The 16260-nt window shown below is 36.3% G+C and carries 18 protein-coding genes; all 18 read right to left on the bottom strand.

The annotated features are described in order from the left end of the window. Positions 1-57 precede the first annotated feature (57 nt). Positions 58-2100, bottom strand: coding sequence for a chemotaxis protein CheA (locus tag NQ185_RS03405; protein ID WP_257580147.1), 2043 nt, complete (start codon positions 2098-2100; stop codon positions 58-60). A gap of 13 nt (positions 2101-2113) precedes the next feature. Then, entirely contained in the window at positions 2114-2710 is a 597-nt protein-coding gene (locus tag NQ185_RS03410; RefSeq protein ID WP_257580148.1) for a CheB methylesterase domain-containing protein, read from the bottom strand. 210 nt (positions 2711-2920) lie between these two features. Continuing rightward, positions 2921-3775 (bottom strand): MinD/ParA family protein, encoded by an 855-nt coding sequence (locus NQ185_RS03415; RefSeq protein WP_257580149.1) that lies wholly within the window; start codon positions 3773-3775, stop codon positions 2921-2923. Further along, positions 3772-4920 (bottom strand): flagellar biosynthesis GTPase FlhF, encoded by a 1149-nt coding sequence (gene flhF / locus NQ185_RS03420; RefSeq protein ID WP_257580150.1) that lies wholly within the window; start codon positions 4918-4920, stop codon positions 3772-3774. Before flhF ends, NQ185_RS03415 begins: the two co-directional genes overlap by 4 nt. Continuing rightward, positions 4917-6950 carry a flagellar biosynthesis protein FlhA gene (gene flhA, locus NQ185_RS03425; protein WP_257580151.1) on the bottom strand — a complete coding sequence of 678 codons (2034 nt, stop codon included), beginning with the start codon at positions 6948-6950 and terminating at the stop codon, positions 4917-4919. Before flhA ends, flhF begins: the two co-directional genes overlap by 4 nt. Before the next feature lie 21 nt (positions 6951-6971). After that, on the bottom strand, positions 6972-8054 hold the full coding sequence (gene flhB / locus NQ185_RS03430) for a flagellar biosynthesis protein FlhB (RefSeq protein WP_257580152.1): 1083 nt from the start codon (positions 8052-8054) through the stop codon (positions 6972-6974). Further along, positions 8051-8827: a flagellar biosynthetic protein FliR gene (fliR, locus tag NQ185_RS03435; protein WP_257580153.1), complete on the bottom strand. Its 777-nt coding sequence runs from the start codon at positions 8825-8827 to the stop codon at positions 8051-8053. Before fliR ends, flhB begins: the two co-directional genes overlap by 4 nt. A gap of 4 nt (positions 8828-8831) precedes the next feature. Next, the gene (gene fliQ / locus NQ185_RS03440; RefSeq protein WP_257580154.1) at positions 8832-9101 is read right to left on the bottom strand and encodes a flagellar biosynthesis protein FliQ; all 270 of its coding nucleotides are present in this window, start codon (positions 9099-9101) and stop codon (positions 8832-8834) included. 39 nt (positions 9102-9140) lie between these two features. Continuing rightward, positions 9141-9809, bottom strand: a complete 669-nt coding sequence (gene fliP / locus NQ185_RS03445; protein ID WP_257580155.1) for a flagellar type III secretion system pore protein FliP — start codon at positions 9807-9809, stop codon at positions 9141-9143. Beyond that, positions 9802-10470, bottom strand: a complete 669-nt coding sequence (locus NQ185_RS03450) for a flagellar biosynthetic protein FliO (protein WP_257580156.1) — start codon at positions 10468-10470, stop codon at positions 9802-9804. Before NQ185_RS03450 ends, fliP begins: the two co-directional genes overlap by 8 nt. 21 nt (positions 10471-10491) lie before the next feature. After that, positions 10492-10854, bottom strand: coding sequence for a chemotaxis protein CheY (cheY, locus tag NQ185_RS03455; protein ID WP_257580157.1), 363 nt, complete (start codon positions 10852-10854; stop codon positions 10492-10494). An 18-nt stretch (positions 10855-10872) separates the two neighbouring features. Beyond that, on the bottom strand, positions 10873-12045 hold the full coding sequence (gene fliY / locus NQ185_RS03460; protein ID WP_257580158.1) for a flagellar motor switch phosphatase FliY: 1173 nt from the start codon (positions 12043-12045) through the stop codon (positions 10873-10875). Then, a complete protein-coding gene (gene fliM / locus NQ185_RS03465) occupies positions 12035-13036 on the bottom strand; it encodes a flagellar motor switch protein FliM (protein ID WP_257580159.1) in 1002 nt (333 codons plus the stop codon). The genes fliY and fliM overlap by 11 nt, the downstream gene beginning before the upstream one ends. A 38-nt stretch (positions 13037-13074) precedes the next feature. Further along, positions 13075-13500 (bottom strand): flagellar basal body-associated protein FliL, encoded by a 426-nt coding sequence (gene fliL, locus NQ185_RS03470; RefSeq protein ID WP_257580160.1) that lies wholly within the window; start codon positions 13498-13500, stop codon positions 13075-13077. 4 nt (positions 13501-13504) lie between these two features. Then, entirely contained in the window at positions 13505-13711 is a 207-nt protein-coding gene (locus NQ185_RS03475) for a flagellar FlbD family protein (protein ID WP_257580161.1), read from the bottom strand. A 53-nt stretch (positions 13712-13764) separates the two neighbouring features. Beyond that, positions 13765-15129: a flagellar hook-basal body complex protein gene (locus NQ185_RS03480; RefSeq protein WP_257580162.1), complete on the bottom strand. Its 1365-nt coding sequence runs from the start codon at positions 15127-15129 to the stop codon at positions 13765-13767. An 87-nt stretch (positions 15130-15216) separates the two neighbouring features. After that, positions 15217-15606, bottom strand: coding sequence for a TIGR02530 family flagellar biosynthesis protein (locus NQ185_RS03485; protein WP_257580163.1), 390 nt, complete (start codon positions 15604-15606; stop codon positions 15217-15219). Between the two features lie 17 nt (positions 15607-15623). Continuing rightward, positions 15624-16253 carry a flagellar hook assembly protein FlgD gene (gene flgD, locus NQ185_RS03490; protein WP_257580164.1) on the bottom strand — a complete coding sequence of 210 codons (630 nt, stop codon included), beginning with the start codon at positions 16251-16253 and terminating at the stop codon, positions 15624-15626. Positions 16254-16260 lie beyond the last annotated feature (7 nt).

The following is a 16260-nucleotide window of genomic DNA, read 5'->3' on the forward strand; positions in this document are numbered from 1 at the left end:
AAGCAACAATGTTTGCAAAAACCGTTAGATTTGCGGCTTGAAATTTTGAAAGTCTATTTATTTGATTAATGCATTGCAGTCAATGATGAGAGCAACTTGTCCATCACCTAAAATAGTGGCGCCTGAAATGGCAAATACTTCTGTCAAATAAGACCCGAGTGATTTAAGCACTATTTCTTGTTGCCCAATAAAAGAATCAACGATAAGGGCTGCCATTTTATCACCTTTACGAACGATTACAATCGAAATGAACTCACCTATATCACTGTCGGTATGAAGACTAAGAATTTCCTTTAAAGAAATGAGCGGAACTACTTTACCTCTAAAATCAATAACTTGTTGATCATGCGCTAACATGATATCAGATTTTTTAATGATCGCTGTTTCAATTATGGAGGATAAAGGTAGAGCATATTTTTCAGGTCCAATTTCAATCAACATTGCGGATATAATTGATAAAGTTAATGGTAATTGGATAGAAAACTTCGATCCCTTTCCTTCAACTGAATCGATGGAAACTGTACCGCCCAATGATTGAATTTTGGATTTTACTACGTCTAATCCTACTCCACGTCCTGAGATGTCAGAAATCGTTTCAGCTGTCGAAAAACCTGGTGCCATGATCAATTCAAATGCTTCCGAATCGGTTAACTCAGCAGCTTCATTTTGTGAAATAATTCCTTTTGACATTGCTTTTGCAATAATTTTATTTCGATTTATGCCTGCACCATCATCTTCAATCTCTATGAACACATGATTTCCACTATGATATGCCTTTAATTGAATTTTTCCTGTTTCTGATTTTCCATTTGCTCTGCGGACTTCAGGGCTTTCGATACCGTGATCAATTGCATTTCTTAATAAATGAACAATAGGGTCACCAATCTCATCAATAACTGTTCGATCTAATTCTGTTTCTGCTCCGATAATGTCCAATTCAAGCAACTTGTCCAAATCCTTTGCAAGCTGTCTAACCATTCGAGGAAATCGATTAAATACATTGTCAACAGGCACCATTCTCATATTTAAAATAATACTTTGCAAATCACCAGATATACGCGTCATTCTTTCAACTGTTTCAGATAAATCCAAGTTCTCTATATCTTGTGCAATTTGCTCTAGACGGCCTCTATCAATGACAAGCTCCTCAAAAAGATTCATTAACATATCAAGACGCTCAATATTCACTCTAATCGTTTTATTGGCAGCTTTACTTTGTTTCTTTTCAATAATTTCCGGTTTTTTGGAAGATTGAGGTACAGAAATCTCTATTTGCGATTTTTCGTTTACAACTAAATCTTCAAGCACATCTTCTTCACTATTTTGTTCTATTGAAAATGTATCGATTAAGTTCGCCTCAACCGAATCAATTTCCGAAATTTTCATGACTTTTTTACGTAAGTCTTCCCCAGATTCTTTTGTAATTAACGTCACAGTAAACTCAGAATCAAACTGTTCTTCTTCTAATTGTTCAACCGAAGGCATAGATTTTATGACTTCTCCACATTTTTCCAAAACTTCAAAAACCATAAATACACGGGCTGTTTTTAATAAGCAATCTGGACGCAACGAAATTGTTAGTTCATAACAATCAAAGCCTAGTTCCCTTGATTGCTCGATAACTGTTTTTTCATATTGATCATATTTATTTTTTGGATATGTAATTGACGCAAGCGCTGCCGCTGTTTCATCTTTGGCTTTACCACTTATTGCTTGTATATTTCCTTGCTCTATTTGTTCTAACTTTGAAATGGCCACACTTACATCTCGAGTTCCATCTCCGCCGGTGGCAATGGATTCTACCATTGCTTCTAAATCGTCTACTGCAAGAAACACAATATCTAATAATTCCGTACTAACTTGCATTTTCTCATTTCTAATTCCATCCAACACATTTTCCATTATATGTGTTAAGTTAGCTAAGTCTGTGTACCCCATTGTAGCCGACATACCTTTCAACGTATGGGCAGCTCTAAAAATATTGTTCACAATTTCAAGATTATGAGGATCCTTTTCTAGTTCAAGGAGATTTTGATTCAAAGATAATAAATGCTCTTTACTCTCATCAATGAATACTTCTAGATATTGATTCATATCCATAAGCACACGTCCTTTATCTAATATAATTCAAAATCGTATCAGCTATATCACCCAGTTTTGCGATAACGTCAACTTGCTTAGTGGCAATGGCAGCGTTTGGCATACCATAAACGATGCAAGTTTCTTCGGATTCGGCTATCGAGTAAACATTACTATCTTTCTTCAATTCTACCAAACCAGCCGCACCGTCAGTTCCCATTCCTGTCATAATTACAACAATTTTATCGAAATTTGTTAATTTATTTATTGAGTTGAACAAGACATCTACAGAAGGACGATGTCCGTTAACAGTGGGACTATCCACTATTTTCACTTTTGCCCTTCCTCCGGTTTGAATAATTGTCATATGTCTGCCGCCGGGAGCGATATAGGCAGTACCTTCCTTTAATTGCTCGCCATCTTCAGCTTCTTTCACATCTATATCACATATTGTGTTTAATCTATCAGCCAATGACTTTGTAAATTTCGGAGGCATATGTTGAACAATAACAATAGATGCATCTAAATTTTTCGGTAATTGTGTTAATACCGCTTGCAATGCTCGAGGACCACCCGTTGATGTTCCGATACATATGATTTTTTTCCTCTGCAGCTTTTTACATGATGTCATAATCTACTACTACTCCTCTAAATTTTACTAAAAGCTCTTTTCCTTATCATTGTTGCTATTTGATGTAAATATAAGTAATGAGAAATAGATTTTATCCTTGAAACTGATAGTAATATGGGAAAAGAGCTACTAGCATTATAAGAACTTCCTTATTAGGAGTAAAAGCCGGCTTTTGGGCTTTTACAAACAACAAACATAAAGAATCTAGACTTACTTAAAGAAAAATCGTCGAAGTCTATTAATAAATGAATCCGTTTCTTTATAACCTAAATTGTTTTCGTTTAAATATGATTGAACGATCGTCTCCATTTTCACCGAAATATTCGAATTTGGATAAGCTGTTGTAAATGCCGTTTGGTTAATGACAGCTTTCCTTACATGACTATCTTCAGGCAAAACTCCGAGCATTACAGACTCTTTATGTAAAAACTTTAAAACTGTTTGTTTTAATCGTTCCAGTGTTTCTCTTCCTTGCCTTTCTGTATCTGCACGATTGCAAATTAAGAAAAAGTTCCCGGCAGCCCCTTCCAAGCAAATAAATTTCATCATTGAATACGCATCTGTTATAGCTGTAGGTTCAGGTGTAGAAATAATTAGAATATCGTCGACTGCTAGTAATACCTTTAAGGATGCTGCACTTGCACCAGCTCCCATATCAAAAATAATATAGTCATATTGTTGTTGCAGCTCCCTTAAACCATCGAGGAGTCTCGCCAACATTCTTTCATCAATTTGGATTGTTTCATTTAAACCATTTCCGGCGGCAATATATGAAAAACCTTCATGCGTATCATTTACAACATCCGTTAATGTTGCCTCTTCATATAAAAAATCAGAGAGCGTTAGACGAGCCTGTTTCCCAAGAATAATATTTACGTTACCCATGCCGATATCAAAATCAAATAATAAGACACGTTTCTTCTTTTTGTTTAACAATAATGCAATATTAATGGAAATATTGGATTTCCCAACCCCACCTTTCCCACTTACAACTGCAATCGTTTTAGCATTGTTTTTGGATAGGCTAGTCATTTTCAATCGCAACTTTTCGGCTTGGTCTTTCATGAGGATTCACGCCTAAGAATATATTTTGCAATAACTTCAGGAGTGGCTGCTATAATATCGTCCGGTACGTCTTGTCCCGTAGTAATGTAGGCAGCCCCTTTTTTGTATTTGCATATTAAATTATACATAACTCCAAAGTTTCTCGTCTCATCAGCTTTAGTAAAGATAAATTTGTTGAATGCCATTTCCAAGAAATTTTCCACAATTCTTTCGATGTCTTTTTCTTTCATGGAAATTGATAATACTAAGTAGGTATCCATATTGTCTTTATCGCCGAACAGTTTTACTAAGTCATCAATATATCTTTTTTCCTGATAGTTTCGCCCTGCTGTATCAATAAGGACGACATCATATTCCGAGTACTTGTTGATAGCTTTACGAATGTCTTTTTCATCATAAATTATTTCAACCGGAATATTTAATAATTGTGCGTAAGTTTTTAATTGATCAATAGCAGCAATTCTATATGTGTCAGTCGTAATAAGAGCTACTTTTTTATGATGTTCTAGAACTGCTTCCGCCGCTAATTTAGCAATAGTTGTTGTTTTTCCGACACCTGTTGGACCAACAAAATTGATAAATTTCTTTTCATATGATATTCCATCAAAGTTGACTAGATTTAGTTGATTGATCATTTGTGATATACACCATTGATCAATCTCAGATTCACTTGGTTCATTTTCAGAGCTTCGCCAATTTTCGAGTAACGCCTCGCCAATATTCAATAAAAATGTCTCATCTACCTCTTCCTCTTGTAGCTTAAGCAAAGACTTTTGGATGTTTTCCGGAAACTGATTGTAACTTGAATAGTTACTTTTCTTTATTGATTTAAGCTCAGATTTTAACTCGGCAATTTCCGAGAATATATCCTGTTCCTTATGTGCTGTTGGTTGGATATAAGTAGGAGTTGTTGTATTATTTGCAATTGGACTCTTTCTGTTATTATTTTTTCTTGTCAACGCTTGATGAATTGGTTGTTCATCCAAGGCCGCAATAACTTCAATGCTTTTTTTTCGAAATAGACCAAGGAAGCCACCATGGAAAATCACTTTCGAATTTAATATGACAGCATTTTCGCCTAACTCTAGCTTAATTTTTTTCATTGCTTCCGGCATAGTCGGGGCAATAATTTTTTTAATATTCATTCAACACTCACCATCCCAGTGCTTTGAACTTCCACGTTTGCTTCCAGTTCGTTATATGAAAGGACAGGAACTTGTGGAAAATATCTTTCTGTTAATTGTCTTACATACATCCGAACAGCAGGTGAACAAAGTAAAATAGGAGCTTGCTGCATTAATGATTGCTGTTCAATTTGGGCTGCTGTCGCTTCAAGAATTGATTGGGAATCATCGGGATCCATTGATAAGTAATTCCCATGTTCTGTTTGCTGCACACTGTCTGCAATTAATTTTTCCACTTTACCTGATACAGTAATCACCTTTAACATTGAATTTCCATCTGCATATTGATTTGTTATTTGCCTAGCCAATCCTTGCCTTACATACTCTGAAAGTAAATCAGTATCCGTGCTCATTTTCCCATAGTCCGCCAAAGTTTCAAAAATAACAGGTAAATTTCTTATTGAAACATTCTCTTTCAACAGTTTTGCCAGAACCTTTTGAACCTCACCAATGGTAAGCGGGTTTGGAGTTACTTCCTCTATCAGAATTGGAAATGATTCTTTTAGATGATCAATAAGCTGCTTTGTTTCTTGTCTTCCTAATAGCTCATACGCATTCGCTTTTAATATTTCAGTAATATGAGTGGAAACGACAGATGGAGGATCCACAACTGTGTATCCTAGTATTTCTGCTTGTTCTTTTACTTCTTCTGTAATCCACTTTGCTGGTAGACCAAATGAAGGTTCGATCGTATCAATTCCTTCCAGCATATCTTCTCCACCTGGGCTCATAGCTAAGTAATGATCTAATAATAGCTCACCCCTCGCCATTTCACTGCCTTTTATTTTTAATCGATAAGCATTAGGTTCTAGTTGAATATTATCTCTAATTCTAACGACAGGGATGACAATACCTAATTCTAATGCTAACTGCCTTCTAATCATAATAATACGATCAAGTAAATCTCCACCTTGGTTCACGTCTGCAAGAGGGATTAGACCATAACCAAACTCGAATTCTATAGCTTCTACATTAAGTAAATTAATTACGCTTTCTGGGCTTTTTAAGTCATCCGCTTCAGTATCATCAAGCTGATCTAACAAATCTGCCTCTTGCTTGGCAGGTACACGAGAAAGAGCAATGCCACCAACAGCAAGTGAAGCGGCGATTGGAATCGTTAAAATATCGTTGATTGGTGTTGCTAAGCCTAGCAGAAAGATGGTACCTGCTGCTACGTACAACATTTTCGGAAAAGCAAATAGCTGGCCGATAATGTCAGAACCAAGATTCCCTTCGGAAGCTGCCCTAGTAACGACTATTCCGGTGGCGGTAGAAATAAGCAGCGCCGGGATTTGACTCACAATTCCATCCCCGACTGTCAGCATTGAATATTTCAATGCTGCTTCACCTATCGGTAGTCCTTGTTGAAGCATACCAATAATGATTCCGAATAAAAGGTTGATTATAACTATGATGATTCCTGCTATCGCATCACCTTTAACAAATTTACTTGCTCCATCCATTGCACCGTAAAAATCTGATTCTCTTGAAACCTTTTCCCTTCGTTCCCGTGCTTCATGCTCAGATATGACTCCAGCATTTAAATCAGCATCAATACTCATTTGTTTCCCCGGCATCGCATCTAAAGTGAAACGCGCCGCAACCTCGGAAACACGTTCCGCACCTTTTGTGATAACCACAAATTGAATAATAACCAATATGAAGAACACGACTAGACCAACTAGTACGTTTCCACCGACAACAAAAGTCCCGAACGTTTCAACGACACCGCCAGCATCACCTTTTGAAAGGATCGATCTTGTCGTTGAAACATTCAGGCCTAATCTAAAAAGTGTCAACAGTAAAAGTAATGACGGGAAAATTGAAAATTGGAGAGGTTCTTGCATATTCATAGATGTTAATAATACCAGAAGAGCAAGTGAAATATTTATTATGATGAGCAAGCTTAATAACCATGTAGGAAAAGGGATAACCAGCATGGCAACAATTAATATTACACTTAATAGAATTGCAAGGTCTTTCACTTTCATAACTATCTCTCCACTAAAAAACTAGATTTTATGTTTAATTCTATAGACATAAGCAAGAATTTCCGCAACTGCTTTAAAAAACTCATCAGGAATTTTTTGCCCAATGTCGAGCTGATCATATAAAGAACGAGCCAAAAGGCGATTTTCAACCATAATAATATTATGTTCACTAGCAATACTTTTAATTTTTTGCGCCATAAAATCTATTCCTTTTGCTATTACGACTGGCGCATCGTCATTTTCATCATCGTATTTTAGAGCAATGGCATAATGAGTAGGATTTGTAATAATTACATCGGCTTTTGGGACTTCCTGCATCATCCGTGACATTGCCATTTCACGCTGCTTTTGTTTCACCTTAGACTTTATCAAAGGATCCCCTTCAGTATTTTTAAATTCGTCTTTAATGTCCTGTTTCGACATCCGAATATTTTTTTCATAATCATACCTCTGGTACAAATAATCAAATAAAGATAAAAATAAAAGTGCAAGTGATGCGGCAATTCCCATTTGAAGCGTAAGGCTGCCCACCGTTTTCAATGCTGCCCCAATAGATTTATGTGACAATATAAGAACTTCATCTATTCTAATCCATAGAACAAAAAAAGTAATGCTCCCTACAAAACCGATTTTTAATATAGATTTTAATAATTCTACAATTGCTCTAATCGAAAAAATGCGCTTCATCCCTTTGATTGGATCAAGTTTTTCCAATTTAGGCTGTAATGGTTCACCTGTTACCATAAATCCGACTTGTGCAAGGTTCGAAGCAATTCCGGCAATAAGTGCTATCAGCATGACCGGGCCAATTAAAAAGACTAGTTCTTTCAATATATCCAATAAAATTAGTTGAATATTATCCTCTGAAACTTCCATTAATAAAAACTCATTAAAGGAGTGTCGAAATGTGTCTACAGCTATTTTTCCCATATTGGATGCAAAGAATGAGAGAAATAAAAAGACAGCTAATAGCCCTATTGCGGTATTTACATCTTGACTTTTTGCTGTTTGTCCTTTTTTTCGGGCATCCAGGCGCTTTTTTGGAGTTGCCTTTTCCGTCTTTTCTCCGGCAAAGAATTGGAGATCCAGATTCAGCTGTTTCATCCCGTTCCTCCTATAAGCCTCATAACATTTCTCATAACATGCAACATCGTTTCAAATAAATTTTGCACAACACCAAACATAACTCCAAGAACGATAAATAAAATAATGAAACTTACTGCAATTTTGATTGGAAACCCAACGACAAAAATATTCAACTGTGGAACAGTCCGTGCCACAATTCCTAAGGCTACATCCACGAGAAAAAGCGAGGCGACAACTGGGATCGCCATTTGAAAAGCAATAGCGAACATCATACTGAATGATTTAACGATATACTCTGCCATAGAAAAGTTTCCAAAAGGGATAAATACTTGGTCAATCGGAATAAATTGATAACTATAGAAAATCCCATCCAAAATTAAATGATGACCATTAACAGCAAGTAAAAATAACAAAGAAAACATGTATAAGTATTGACCAATAAGGGGACTTTGCGTTCCAGTCTGCGGATCAATCACATTGGCAATGGCGAAACCCATTTGGAAATCAATGAAACCACCTGCAATTTGTATAGCGGAAAGAATCATATACGCAGTAAAACCGATAAAAAGACCGACACAAGCTTCTTTAAGAATAAGTAAGAAATACTCTCCATTAATTTCGATGGATTGCACATCAATTGTGTAATACATCAATAAAGATAAAAAGAAGGCGAAGCCAATTCTATAAGGTGCAGGAAGTGTTCTATATGAAAAAAGCGGCAGTGTAACAAAAAATGCCGATACCCTCATAAAAACTAGCATGAAAACTGATAAATTTGGGACTAGTTCCATTCAATCAACCTACAAACCGCGTTAAATTCTGAAAGATTTCTGTAACATATGATAGCAGCCTGCTCAACATCCAAGGTCCTAAAAATACGACACCTACTAAAACTGCTACAATTTTCGGAATAAATGCCAATGTTTGTTCTTGGATTTGAGTTGTAGCCTGAAAAATACTGACAGCTAGCCCCACAGCCAAAGCAATAACAAGCAATGGACCTGCTACAATTAAAATCGTATATACCCCTTTTTCCGCTAGCGAGATGACGGCTTCGGCACTCATATGATCACTCCATTAATCTACTACTTTCAGAATCTAAATTTATGAAAAGCTTTGCAGCAACGATTTAACTACTAAATACCAACCATCAACAAGTACAAAAAGCAATATTTTAAATGGGAGTGAAATCATGACTGGCGGCAGCATCATCATCCCCATTGACATTAAAATACTAGCTACAACCATATCTATCACTAAAAAAGGTATAAAAATCATAAATCCAATTTGAAAAGCCGTTTTAAGTTCGCTTAATGCATAAGCGGGTACAAACACGGTTAACGGAATATCCTGTATTGTTTCTGGTCTTTCCGCTTTTGAATATGTTAGAAATAGCTCTAAATCTTTTTGCCTAGTATGCTTACTCATGAACTCTCTAAAAGGTATAGCTGCTTTTTCATATGCCTCTTCTAAGTTGATTTCATCATTAAATAGAGGAGTTAGAGCTTGATCATTCACCTGACTAAATGTGGGAGCCATTATAAAAAAAGTTAAAAATAAAGCTAGTCCCACCAAAACCTGGTTAGGCGGCATTTGTTGTGTTGCAAGAGATGTTCTGACAAAAGAAAGAACAATGATAATTCTAGTAAATGATGTCATCAAAATTAAAATACTCGGAGCAATAGATAAAACAGTAAGCAATAATAATAGCTTAACTGAGGTAGAAACTGATTCGGATGAACTACTATTAAAAAACTCCATAAACTCATTCATCTAAGTCTGACCCCTTGTTTTCAAGCTTATTCATTGTTTTATTGCGCTCCCTTTTGATTTCATCTAGTTGTTTTTTCAAATGGGCAGAAAAGTGCTCGCGCGACATTTCACTTGTTTCATTTGTTTTCTTTATTCGTTTTATCCATTTCGTAATCATATCAACAGGTTGAAGACTTTGTTCCAGCTGTTCTTCATATTGCCGCATATAATTCTCATATTCCTCGCCATCAGCTATCTCTTTTAAAAGCTGTACATTCTCTCCAACCCCAAGAATGAGGAGACGATTACCCACTTTTATGATCTGTATTGAACGGTTGCCGCCTAATGGCGTACCACCTATATTTTGAACAAGTCGATTTTGTCCGAAAGACTGACTTCTTTTACTAATGAATTTCAATAAGAAATATAAAATTGCTATGACAAATATAAGTGCAAAAACCATTTTTACAATATCCGATATTCCTATACTATCTGAACCATCTAATATTGGTTTTATGGTATCGTCGGTTACTTGCGTTTTGTCTTTCTCTTCATCGCAATTATTCGAAAAACATTCGTCCACCATTCCACTAGGCGGATTGTTTTCAGCAAAAACAATCGATTGATCCGCTTGGCTAAGAAGTAAAAACATGATAGTAAAAACAAATAGCGATCGTTTCATAATCAAATTCATCTTGGTGAATTAACCTAATGTTTTTTGGATAGCTTCAATTACTCTATCCGCTTGGAACGGCTTAACGATAAAGTCTTTTGCACCAGCTTGAATGGCGTCAATGACCATTGCTTGTTGCCCCATTGCGGAACACATTATAATTTTTGCAGCCGGGTCAACAGATCTAATTTCTTTTAATGCTGTAATTCCATCCATTTCAGGCATGGTAATATCCATTGTAACCAGATCTGGTTTTAGGTCTTTATATTTTTCTACAGCTTGAATGCCATCCACAGCTTCACCAACTACCTCAAAACCATTTTTCACTAAAATATCTTTAATCATCATTCTCATAAATGCGGCATCATCCACAATTAAAATTCTATTGGCCATAGTAATTCCTCCTAAATATTAATTCAATTTTTTTAATCTGTCTGTTTGGCTGACGATGTCAGTTACTCTTACCCCAAAGTTTTCATCAATTACAACTACTTCGCCTTTAGCGATTAAACGGCTATTTACTAGTATTTCAACTGGTTCACCCGCTAGTTTATCCAGTTCAATAATGGAACCTGCACCAAGTTCAAGAATATCTTTAACAGATTTTTTTGTTCTTCCAAGCTCGACTGTTACTTGCAATGGAATATCGAGAAGCATATCAAGGTTTTTTGTTTCAGGAACAGGAGCATTAGGTTGATTCAACTCTAAAAAGCTTGCCGTTTGTACATTTAATTGACTTTTATCATTATCATCAACAGCTGCTTTGCTTTTTTCCATTTTTGGCTCTTCCATACTATTTCTTATGGATTGGCTTTGTGGATTCTCGGCATTCTCTGATGTTTGAATCTTATTTGCATTTGGACTAGTTGCAGGTTTCATCTCAGAAGGTGAACTTCCGTTGTTGGCCAATAAATCCTCTACAAGCTTTTTCGCAAAATCAATTGGAAGAACCTGCATAATATCTGAATCTATTAAATTTCCGATTTTTAGTCTGAACGATACTTTTACAAGAAGATTTTGTTGAGGAATCGTATCTCTTCCTTCTCCTTCGGAAATATTCAATAACTCAATTGAAGGTGGGGAAATATCAACTTTTTTCTCGAAAATAGAAGACATCGAAGTAGCAGCTGATCCCATCATTTGATTCATTGCTTCTTGAACAGCACTTAAATGAATTTCATCTAACATTTCTGCAGGCGAATTCCCATCTCCCCCCAGCATTAAATCTGCTATTATGGTAGCATCACTTTGCTTAATAACAAGAATATTTACTCCGGAGAAACCTGATGTATATTTAACTTGTATTGCAACATATGGATGTGGAAACTCTTCTTCCAGTTTCGCATTATCAATAATGGAGACGGAGGGAGTCGTTATTTCTACTTTCTGGTTCAGTAATGTAGATAAAGCAGTTGCTGAACTTCCAATTGAAATATTTCCGAGTTCTCCTATAGCATCCTGTTGCATAGCATTTAAAAAATCTGATACATCATGGACCTCTTCTTGTTTAATTGATTCTTCGGTTATAGGTTCCCCCCGTAATAACGCATCAATCTCATCTTGTGAAAGCATATCACCATTCATTGTCTCCTTCACCCTCCTTTATATTATCTATTATTTGCACAGCCATTTTTTTATTGCGTTTGCCAGGCTGTCCTATAAACTTTGGCTTTTCACCAAGTTTAATGGTCAGAGGGTCATCAATACGGCTGTTTAATTCAATGACATCTCCTAAACTCAAAGATAGAAAGTCATGGATTGTAATAGTGGATACTCCCAGTTCAACGGTTAACTCGATATGAGCTTCTTTTATTTTCTCTTCGAGCAAAGCAACCTCTTCTGGCTTCCTCACCTTTGCATTTGTTTCCATCCAATAATGCGCTGAAAGTTTTGGAATAATTGGCTCTAACAGTACATGTGGAATACAAATATTAATCATCCCACTAGTATCTCCTACACTAGCATTCATTGATATGACAACAACTGTTTCATTAGGAGTCGCAATTTGCAAAAATTGCGGATTCACTTCGAGTTCGGTTAATATCGGATCAATTTCCGCGATGCCTGACCAAGCTTCTTGTAAATGTTCCAATGTATTCTCAAATAAATTTGTCATAAGCCGCGTTTCGATTTCAGTTAAATTATCTATTTTATTTAAGGATGTTCCTTTTCCACCAAGGATGCGGTCAATCATGGCATAAGCGATATTGGGATGTATTTCCATGATCATTCTTCCATCCAGAGGAGGCACTTCTATGACATTTAAAATCGTCATATTCGGTACAGAACGAATATATTCCTCATATGGTATTTGATCCGCTGTCGCTACAGTAATATTGACATAAGTCCTAAGTTGAGCAGAAAAGTAAGTTGTTAATAAGCGGGCGAAATTCTCGTAAATTCTTGTCAAGCTCCTTACTTGATCCTTAGAAAATCTCAACGCCCGTTTAAAGTCGTATATTTTAACCCTTTTTACGTCTTCTTCCCGCTTAAAATCATCAGCTGACATTTCCCCCGTTGATATAGCGGAAAGCAAAGCATCGATCTCACTTTGAGATAATACATCATCCGGCATGGCTACACCTCCGTTTCAAATTAGTAATCTAGTACTTTTTAAGAGATGACATAGGAGGTGATATAGACTCTGACCACTTTTCCACCTTGCATAAGCTCGTTTATTTTTTCTTTCATCGTTTCTTCCAGCTTTTGTTTTCCATCCTTGCCATCTAAATCAGAAGGCTCCATTTCAGAAAGCTCGGATATGATTAAATTTTTTATCTGAAAATCTCTTTTTTGAAACTCTTCCTTTGCTTTTTTACCATTCGTCTGCACCTTAAAGGAAATCTTTACGTAATCACCATTTTTTATATTTGTCATAACCTCTGGAACATCAACAGATACTTTTATGACCTCATCAATCGTAGGTTCTTTTTTATGATCTTTACCACCTAGATTCATTATGATGATTAAGGCTAATGTAGCAAGCAGCAATATTGCCGTTAAAAGAACCATCATGGTTGGAAATAATCTTTTACTCATCTTTCTAATCCTCCAATTCTTTGCGGCCGAGGAGATTAATGGACTGATAGAAATCCAAGATACGTCTATATATTACCTCCTCTGATTCTGCTGCTACATATTTACGTCCATTTGTGAGGGTTATGGTAGTATCCGGAAACGACTCTATTTTTTCGATATATAAAGCATTTAGCTGAAAGGTCTTTCCATTTAATCTAGTAATTGTGATCAATGAATGATCAGGACCAGGTTGTAAAAGGTGCCTGGCCCTGCTCCCCCCTTACATTATCGTTTTAAGTTTACGAGTTCCTGTAATATTTCATCGGATGTTGTGATGATTCTTGTATTTGCTTGGAACCCACGCTGAGCAACAATCATTTCCGTAAACTCTTCGGAAAGATCCACGTTGGACATTTCGAGTGAACCAGATACGAGAGTACCCGAACCATCGTTTCCAGGTACAGTATAAGTTGCTATCCCAGAGGCTGCGGATTGTGCAAACATATTTTCCCCAACTTTTTGAAGTCCACCATTATTGGCAAAACGAGCAAGGGTAATCGAAAAATTAGTTGTGTATAAATCTCCGTCCTTCGTTAGGCCAAGCTCTGTCGCATGGATATAATCAATAGCATCCAATGCATCTGCCACTCTCTCAGAAGCTACTGTAATTTGCGCTGAAGCACTATTTGCATTTGTTAATGCGGTTGTTGCTGCATTTTCAATTGCTGTTTTATTTGCATTTGTTTTATCGCCTTGATACGTATTAAATGCTGTATCTACACTAGTTACAGAAGGTTTTAGTGTATCTATGAAGGTTTTTATATTCTTCACTTCTGTTTCTGCAGTGTCAGCTTTTATTTGTGCAGCTTCTGCATCAGCTTTTGCTCTTGGGTCACCAGCAGCTTTTGACACTAAATTATCTGCTTCTACCTTAAGCAATTGTGCCTCTTTTTCGGCTTCACGTACCATTTCGTCTAGTTCTTTCGTTAATTTCACTAAGGAATCAAGATGTTTCTTTGAAGTTGGATTTTCAACGAGATTTTTTGCAGTACCTGCTATACTCCCAATCAATTCACGTACTTTATCTACCGATGTTTGATTTGTACTTTTAATAAAACTAATCTTACCATTTTCAGAAATACTGAAACTTTGAATTTCGTTAATCTTGCCGCCATTAATGTGGATTGGCTGTAGAGTATTACTACTAGGGTCAGTTGCTAATACATAATGTCCCGTACCAGTGACGACATATCCATCATTATTTAAATAAAGATTGCCTGCTCTCGTATAGTAGGTTGAAGTTGCAAAGAAAGTATCTCCACTTGGTGTCCCTTCCGCTACTGTAATATAACCATCACCTTGAATAGCTAGATCAAGGACTCTCCCTGTTGTTTGCAAGCTTCCTTGAGTATCAATCGTATCGATTGATGCAAGCTGTGAGCCTAATCCAACTTGTTTCGGATTAGTCCCACCCCTATTTTGTGTAGTAGCACTAGCCCCTGATATCGTTTGATTGACCATATCTTTAAACGTAACACGACCTTTTTTAAATCCGTAAGTGTTGACGTTGGCTATGTTATTACCTATTACATCTAGTTTTGTCTGGAAGTTTTTCATACCGCTTATACCAGAATACATCGAACGAATCATGTAAAATGATCTCCCTTCTGAACCGCCTCTGTCAGTCAGCGGTTCTCAGCCTCCGTTAAGGTCCAGCTGATATCGTTTATTATTGTCTTAATCTAGAACAATGGTTCCATCTATATTCGTAAAGATATGACTTCCCGCTTCCTGCCTGTCCATTACTGTAACAACTGTATTATTTTTCGCACTTATGATTAATGCAGCATTTTTTAACAAAACAAGTGAATCCTTAACACCTTGTTTTTTCGCTTCATTCACTTTCACGCCAATTTCTTCCCAAGTATGAGGCTCTAAGGAAATATTACGTTGGCTCATTCTTAACTCTGCATGTTTACTTATCGTTAGTGAAGACTGTTTTGCAGTTGCTTGTCCCAACACTTGGGAAAATGAATGTTGATTCGATTTTTCGGTTTTGTTGGATTTAGCCTTAGTATTTATTGCAATTGGCTGGACAGGAAGCTTGTGAATCATATGATTTTTCATTTGAATAACTTCCTTCACTAGCTTATTTTTATTACCTCATTTGTTTTAATTGATTTCCCATCTTCCGTATGAAGAAACACGATGTTATTCTTCATTGAAACTGATTGAACCTTTCCACTATGCTCTTCTTCATCCTCCATCCATGTAATATTTTTTCCAATCATGGATGTTGCATAAATAAGAGGTGTTTCAGCTGCAATGTTATTAACTTGAGAGATGTTAGCAGGAGTTAATTCTGTTCCATCTTCCAAAGTGAACTTTACAGTATCAGCAACAAATTGAACCGAACTTACAATTCCTTTTCCGTTGGCAAAACTTTGTTCAGCAGTATCAGATTCATCATTGATTTTATGCCATGTTACTTCTTTACCAACAAATTGACTCAGAGCAATTAAACTAGACTGTGACTCAAACTGAACTAACTTTTCAATAGATTTGCCCATATTCGTCATTTGTTCCAATGAGGAAAAGGTTGCCATTTGCGCAATAAATTCTTTGTCCTGCATTGGATTCATAGGATCTTGGTTTTGCAGTTGAACCATTAATAGTTTAAGAAAATCATCTTTTCCTAAAATATCATTGCCTGCTTTAGCTTCCCTTTTCTGAACAGACGAATACAACAAATCTGAGTCGATTGAAATTGACATCTTATCC

The sequence above is a fragment of the Lederbergia panacisoli genome, from assembly GCF_024626525.1.
Lineage (GTDB): Bacteria > Bacillota > Bacilli > Bacillales > Bacillaceae_C > Lederbergia > Lederbergia panacisoli.

Excerpts from the sequence above, each read along its gene's own strand:
- flhA (WP_257580151.1), bottom strand. The coding sequence starts at position 6,950 with ATGAAAGTGAAAGACCTTGCAATTCTATTAAGTGTAATATTAATTGTT.
- NQ185_RS03415 (WP_257580149.1), bottom strand. The coding sequence starts at position 3,775 with ATGAAAGACCAAGCCGAAAAGTTGCGATTGAAAATGACTAGCCTATCC.
- cheY (WP_257580157.1), bottom strand. The coding sequence starts at position 10,854 with ATGGCCAATAGAATTTTAATTGTGGATGATGCCGCATTTATGAGAATG.
- NQ185_RS03405 (WP_257580147.1), bottom strand. The coding sequence starts at position 2,100 with ATGGATATGAATCAATATCTAGAAGTATTCATTGATGAGAGTAAAGAG.
- NQ185_RS03485 (WP_257580163.1), bottom strand. The coding sequence starts at position 15,606 with ATGAAAAATCATATGATTCACAAGCTTCCTGTCCAGCCAATTGCAATA.
- fliY (WP_257580158.1), bottom strand. The coding sequence starts at position 12,045 with ATGAATGGTGATATGCTTTCACAAGATGAGATTGATGCGTTATTACGG.
- flhB (WP_257580152.1), bottom strand. The coding sequence starts at position 8,054 with ATGAAACAGCTGAATCTGGATCTCCAATTCTTTGCCGGAGAAAAGACG.
- fliQ (WP_257580154.1), bottom strand. The coding sequence starts at position 9,101 with ATGAGTGCCGAAGCCGTCATCTCGCTAGCGGAAAAAGGGGTATATACG.
- fliM (WP_257580159.1), bottom strand. The coding sequence starts at position 13,036 with ATGCCGGATGATGTATTATCTCAAAGTGAGATCGATGCTTTGCTTTCC.
- flhF (WP_257580150.1), bottom strand. The coding sequence starts at position 4,920 with ATGAATATTAAAAAAATTATTGCCCCGACTATGCCGGAAGCAATGAAA.
- flgD (WP_257580164.1), bottom strand. The coding sequence starts at position 16,253 with ATGTCAATTTCAATCGACTCAGATTTGTTGTATTCGTCTGTTCAGAAA.
- fliL (WP_257580160.1), bottom strand. The coding sequence starts at position 13,500 with ATGAGTAAAAGATTATTTCCAACCATGATGGTTCTTTTAACGGCAATA.
- NQ185_RS03480 (WP_257580162.1), bottom strand. The coding sequence starts at position 15,129 with ATGATTCGTTCGATGTATTCTGGTATAAGCGGTATGAAAAACTTCCAG.
- fliP (WP_257580155.1), bottom strand. The coding sequence starts at position 9,809 with ATGAATGAGTTTATGGAGTTTTTTAATAGTAGTTCATCCGAATCAGTT.
- NQ185_RS03410 (WP_257580148.1), bottom strand. The coding sequence starts at position 2,710 with ATGACATCATGTAAAAAGCTGCAGAGGAAAAAAATCATATGTATCGGA.
- NQ185_RS03450 (WP_257580156.1), bottom strand. The coding sequence starts at position 10,470 with ATGAAACGATCGCTATTTGTTTTTACTATCATGTTTTTACTTCTTAGC.
- fliR (WP_257580153.1), bottom strand. The coding sequence starts at position 8,827 with ATGGAACTAGTCCCAAATTTATCAGTTTTCATGCTAGTTTTTATGAGG.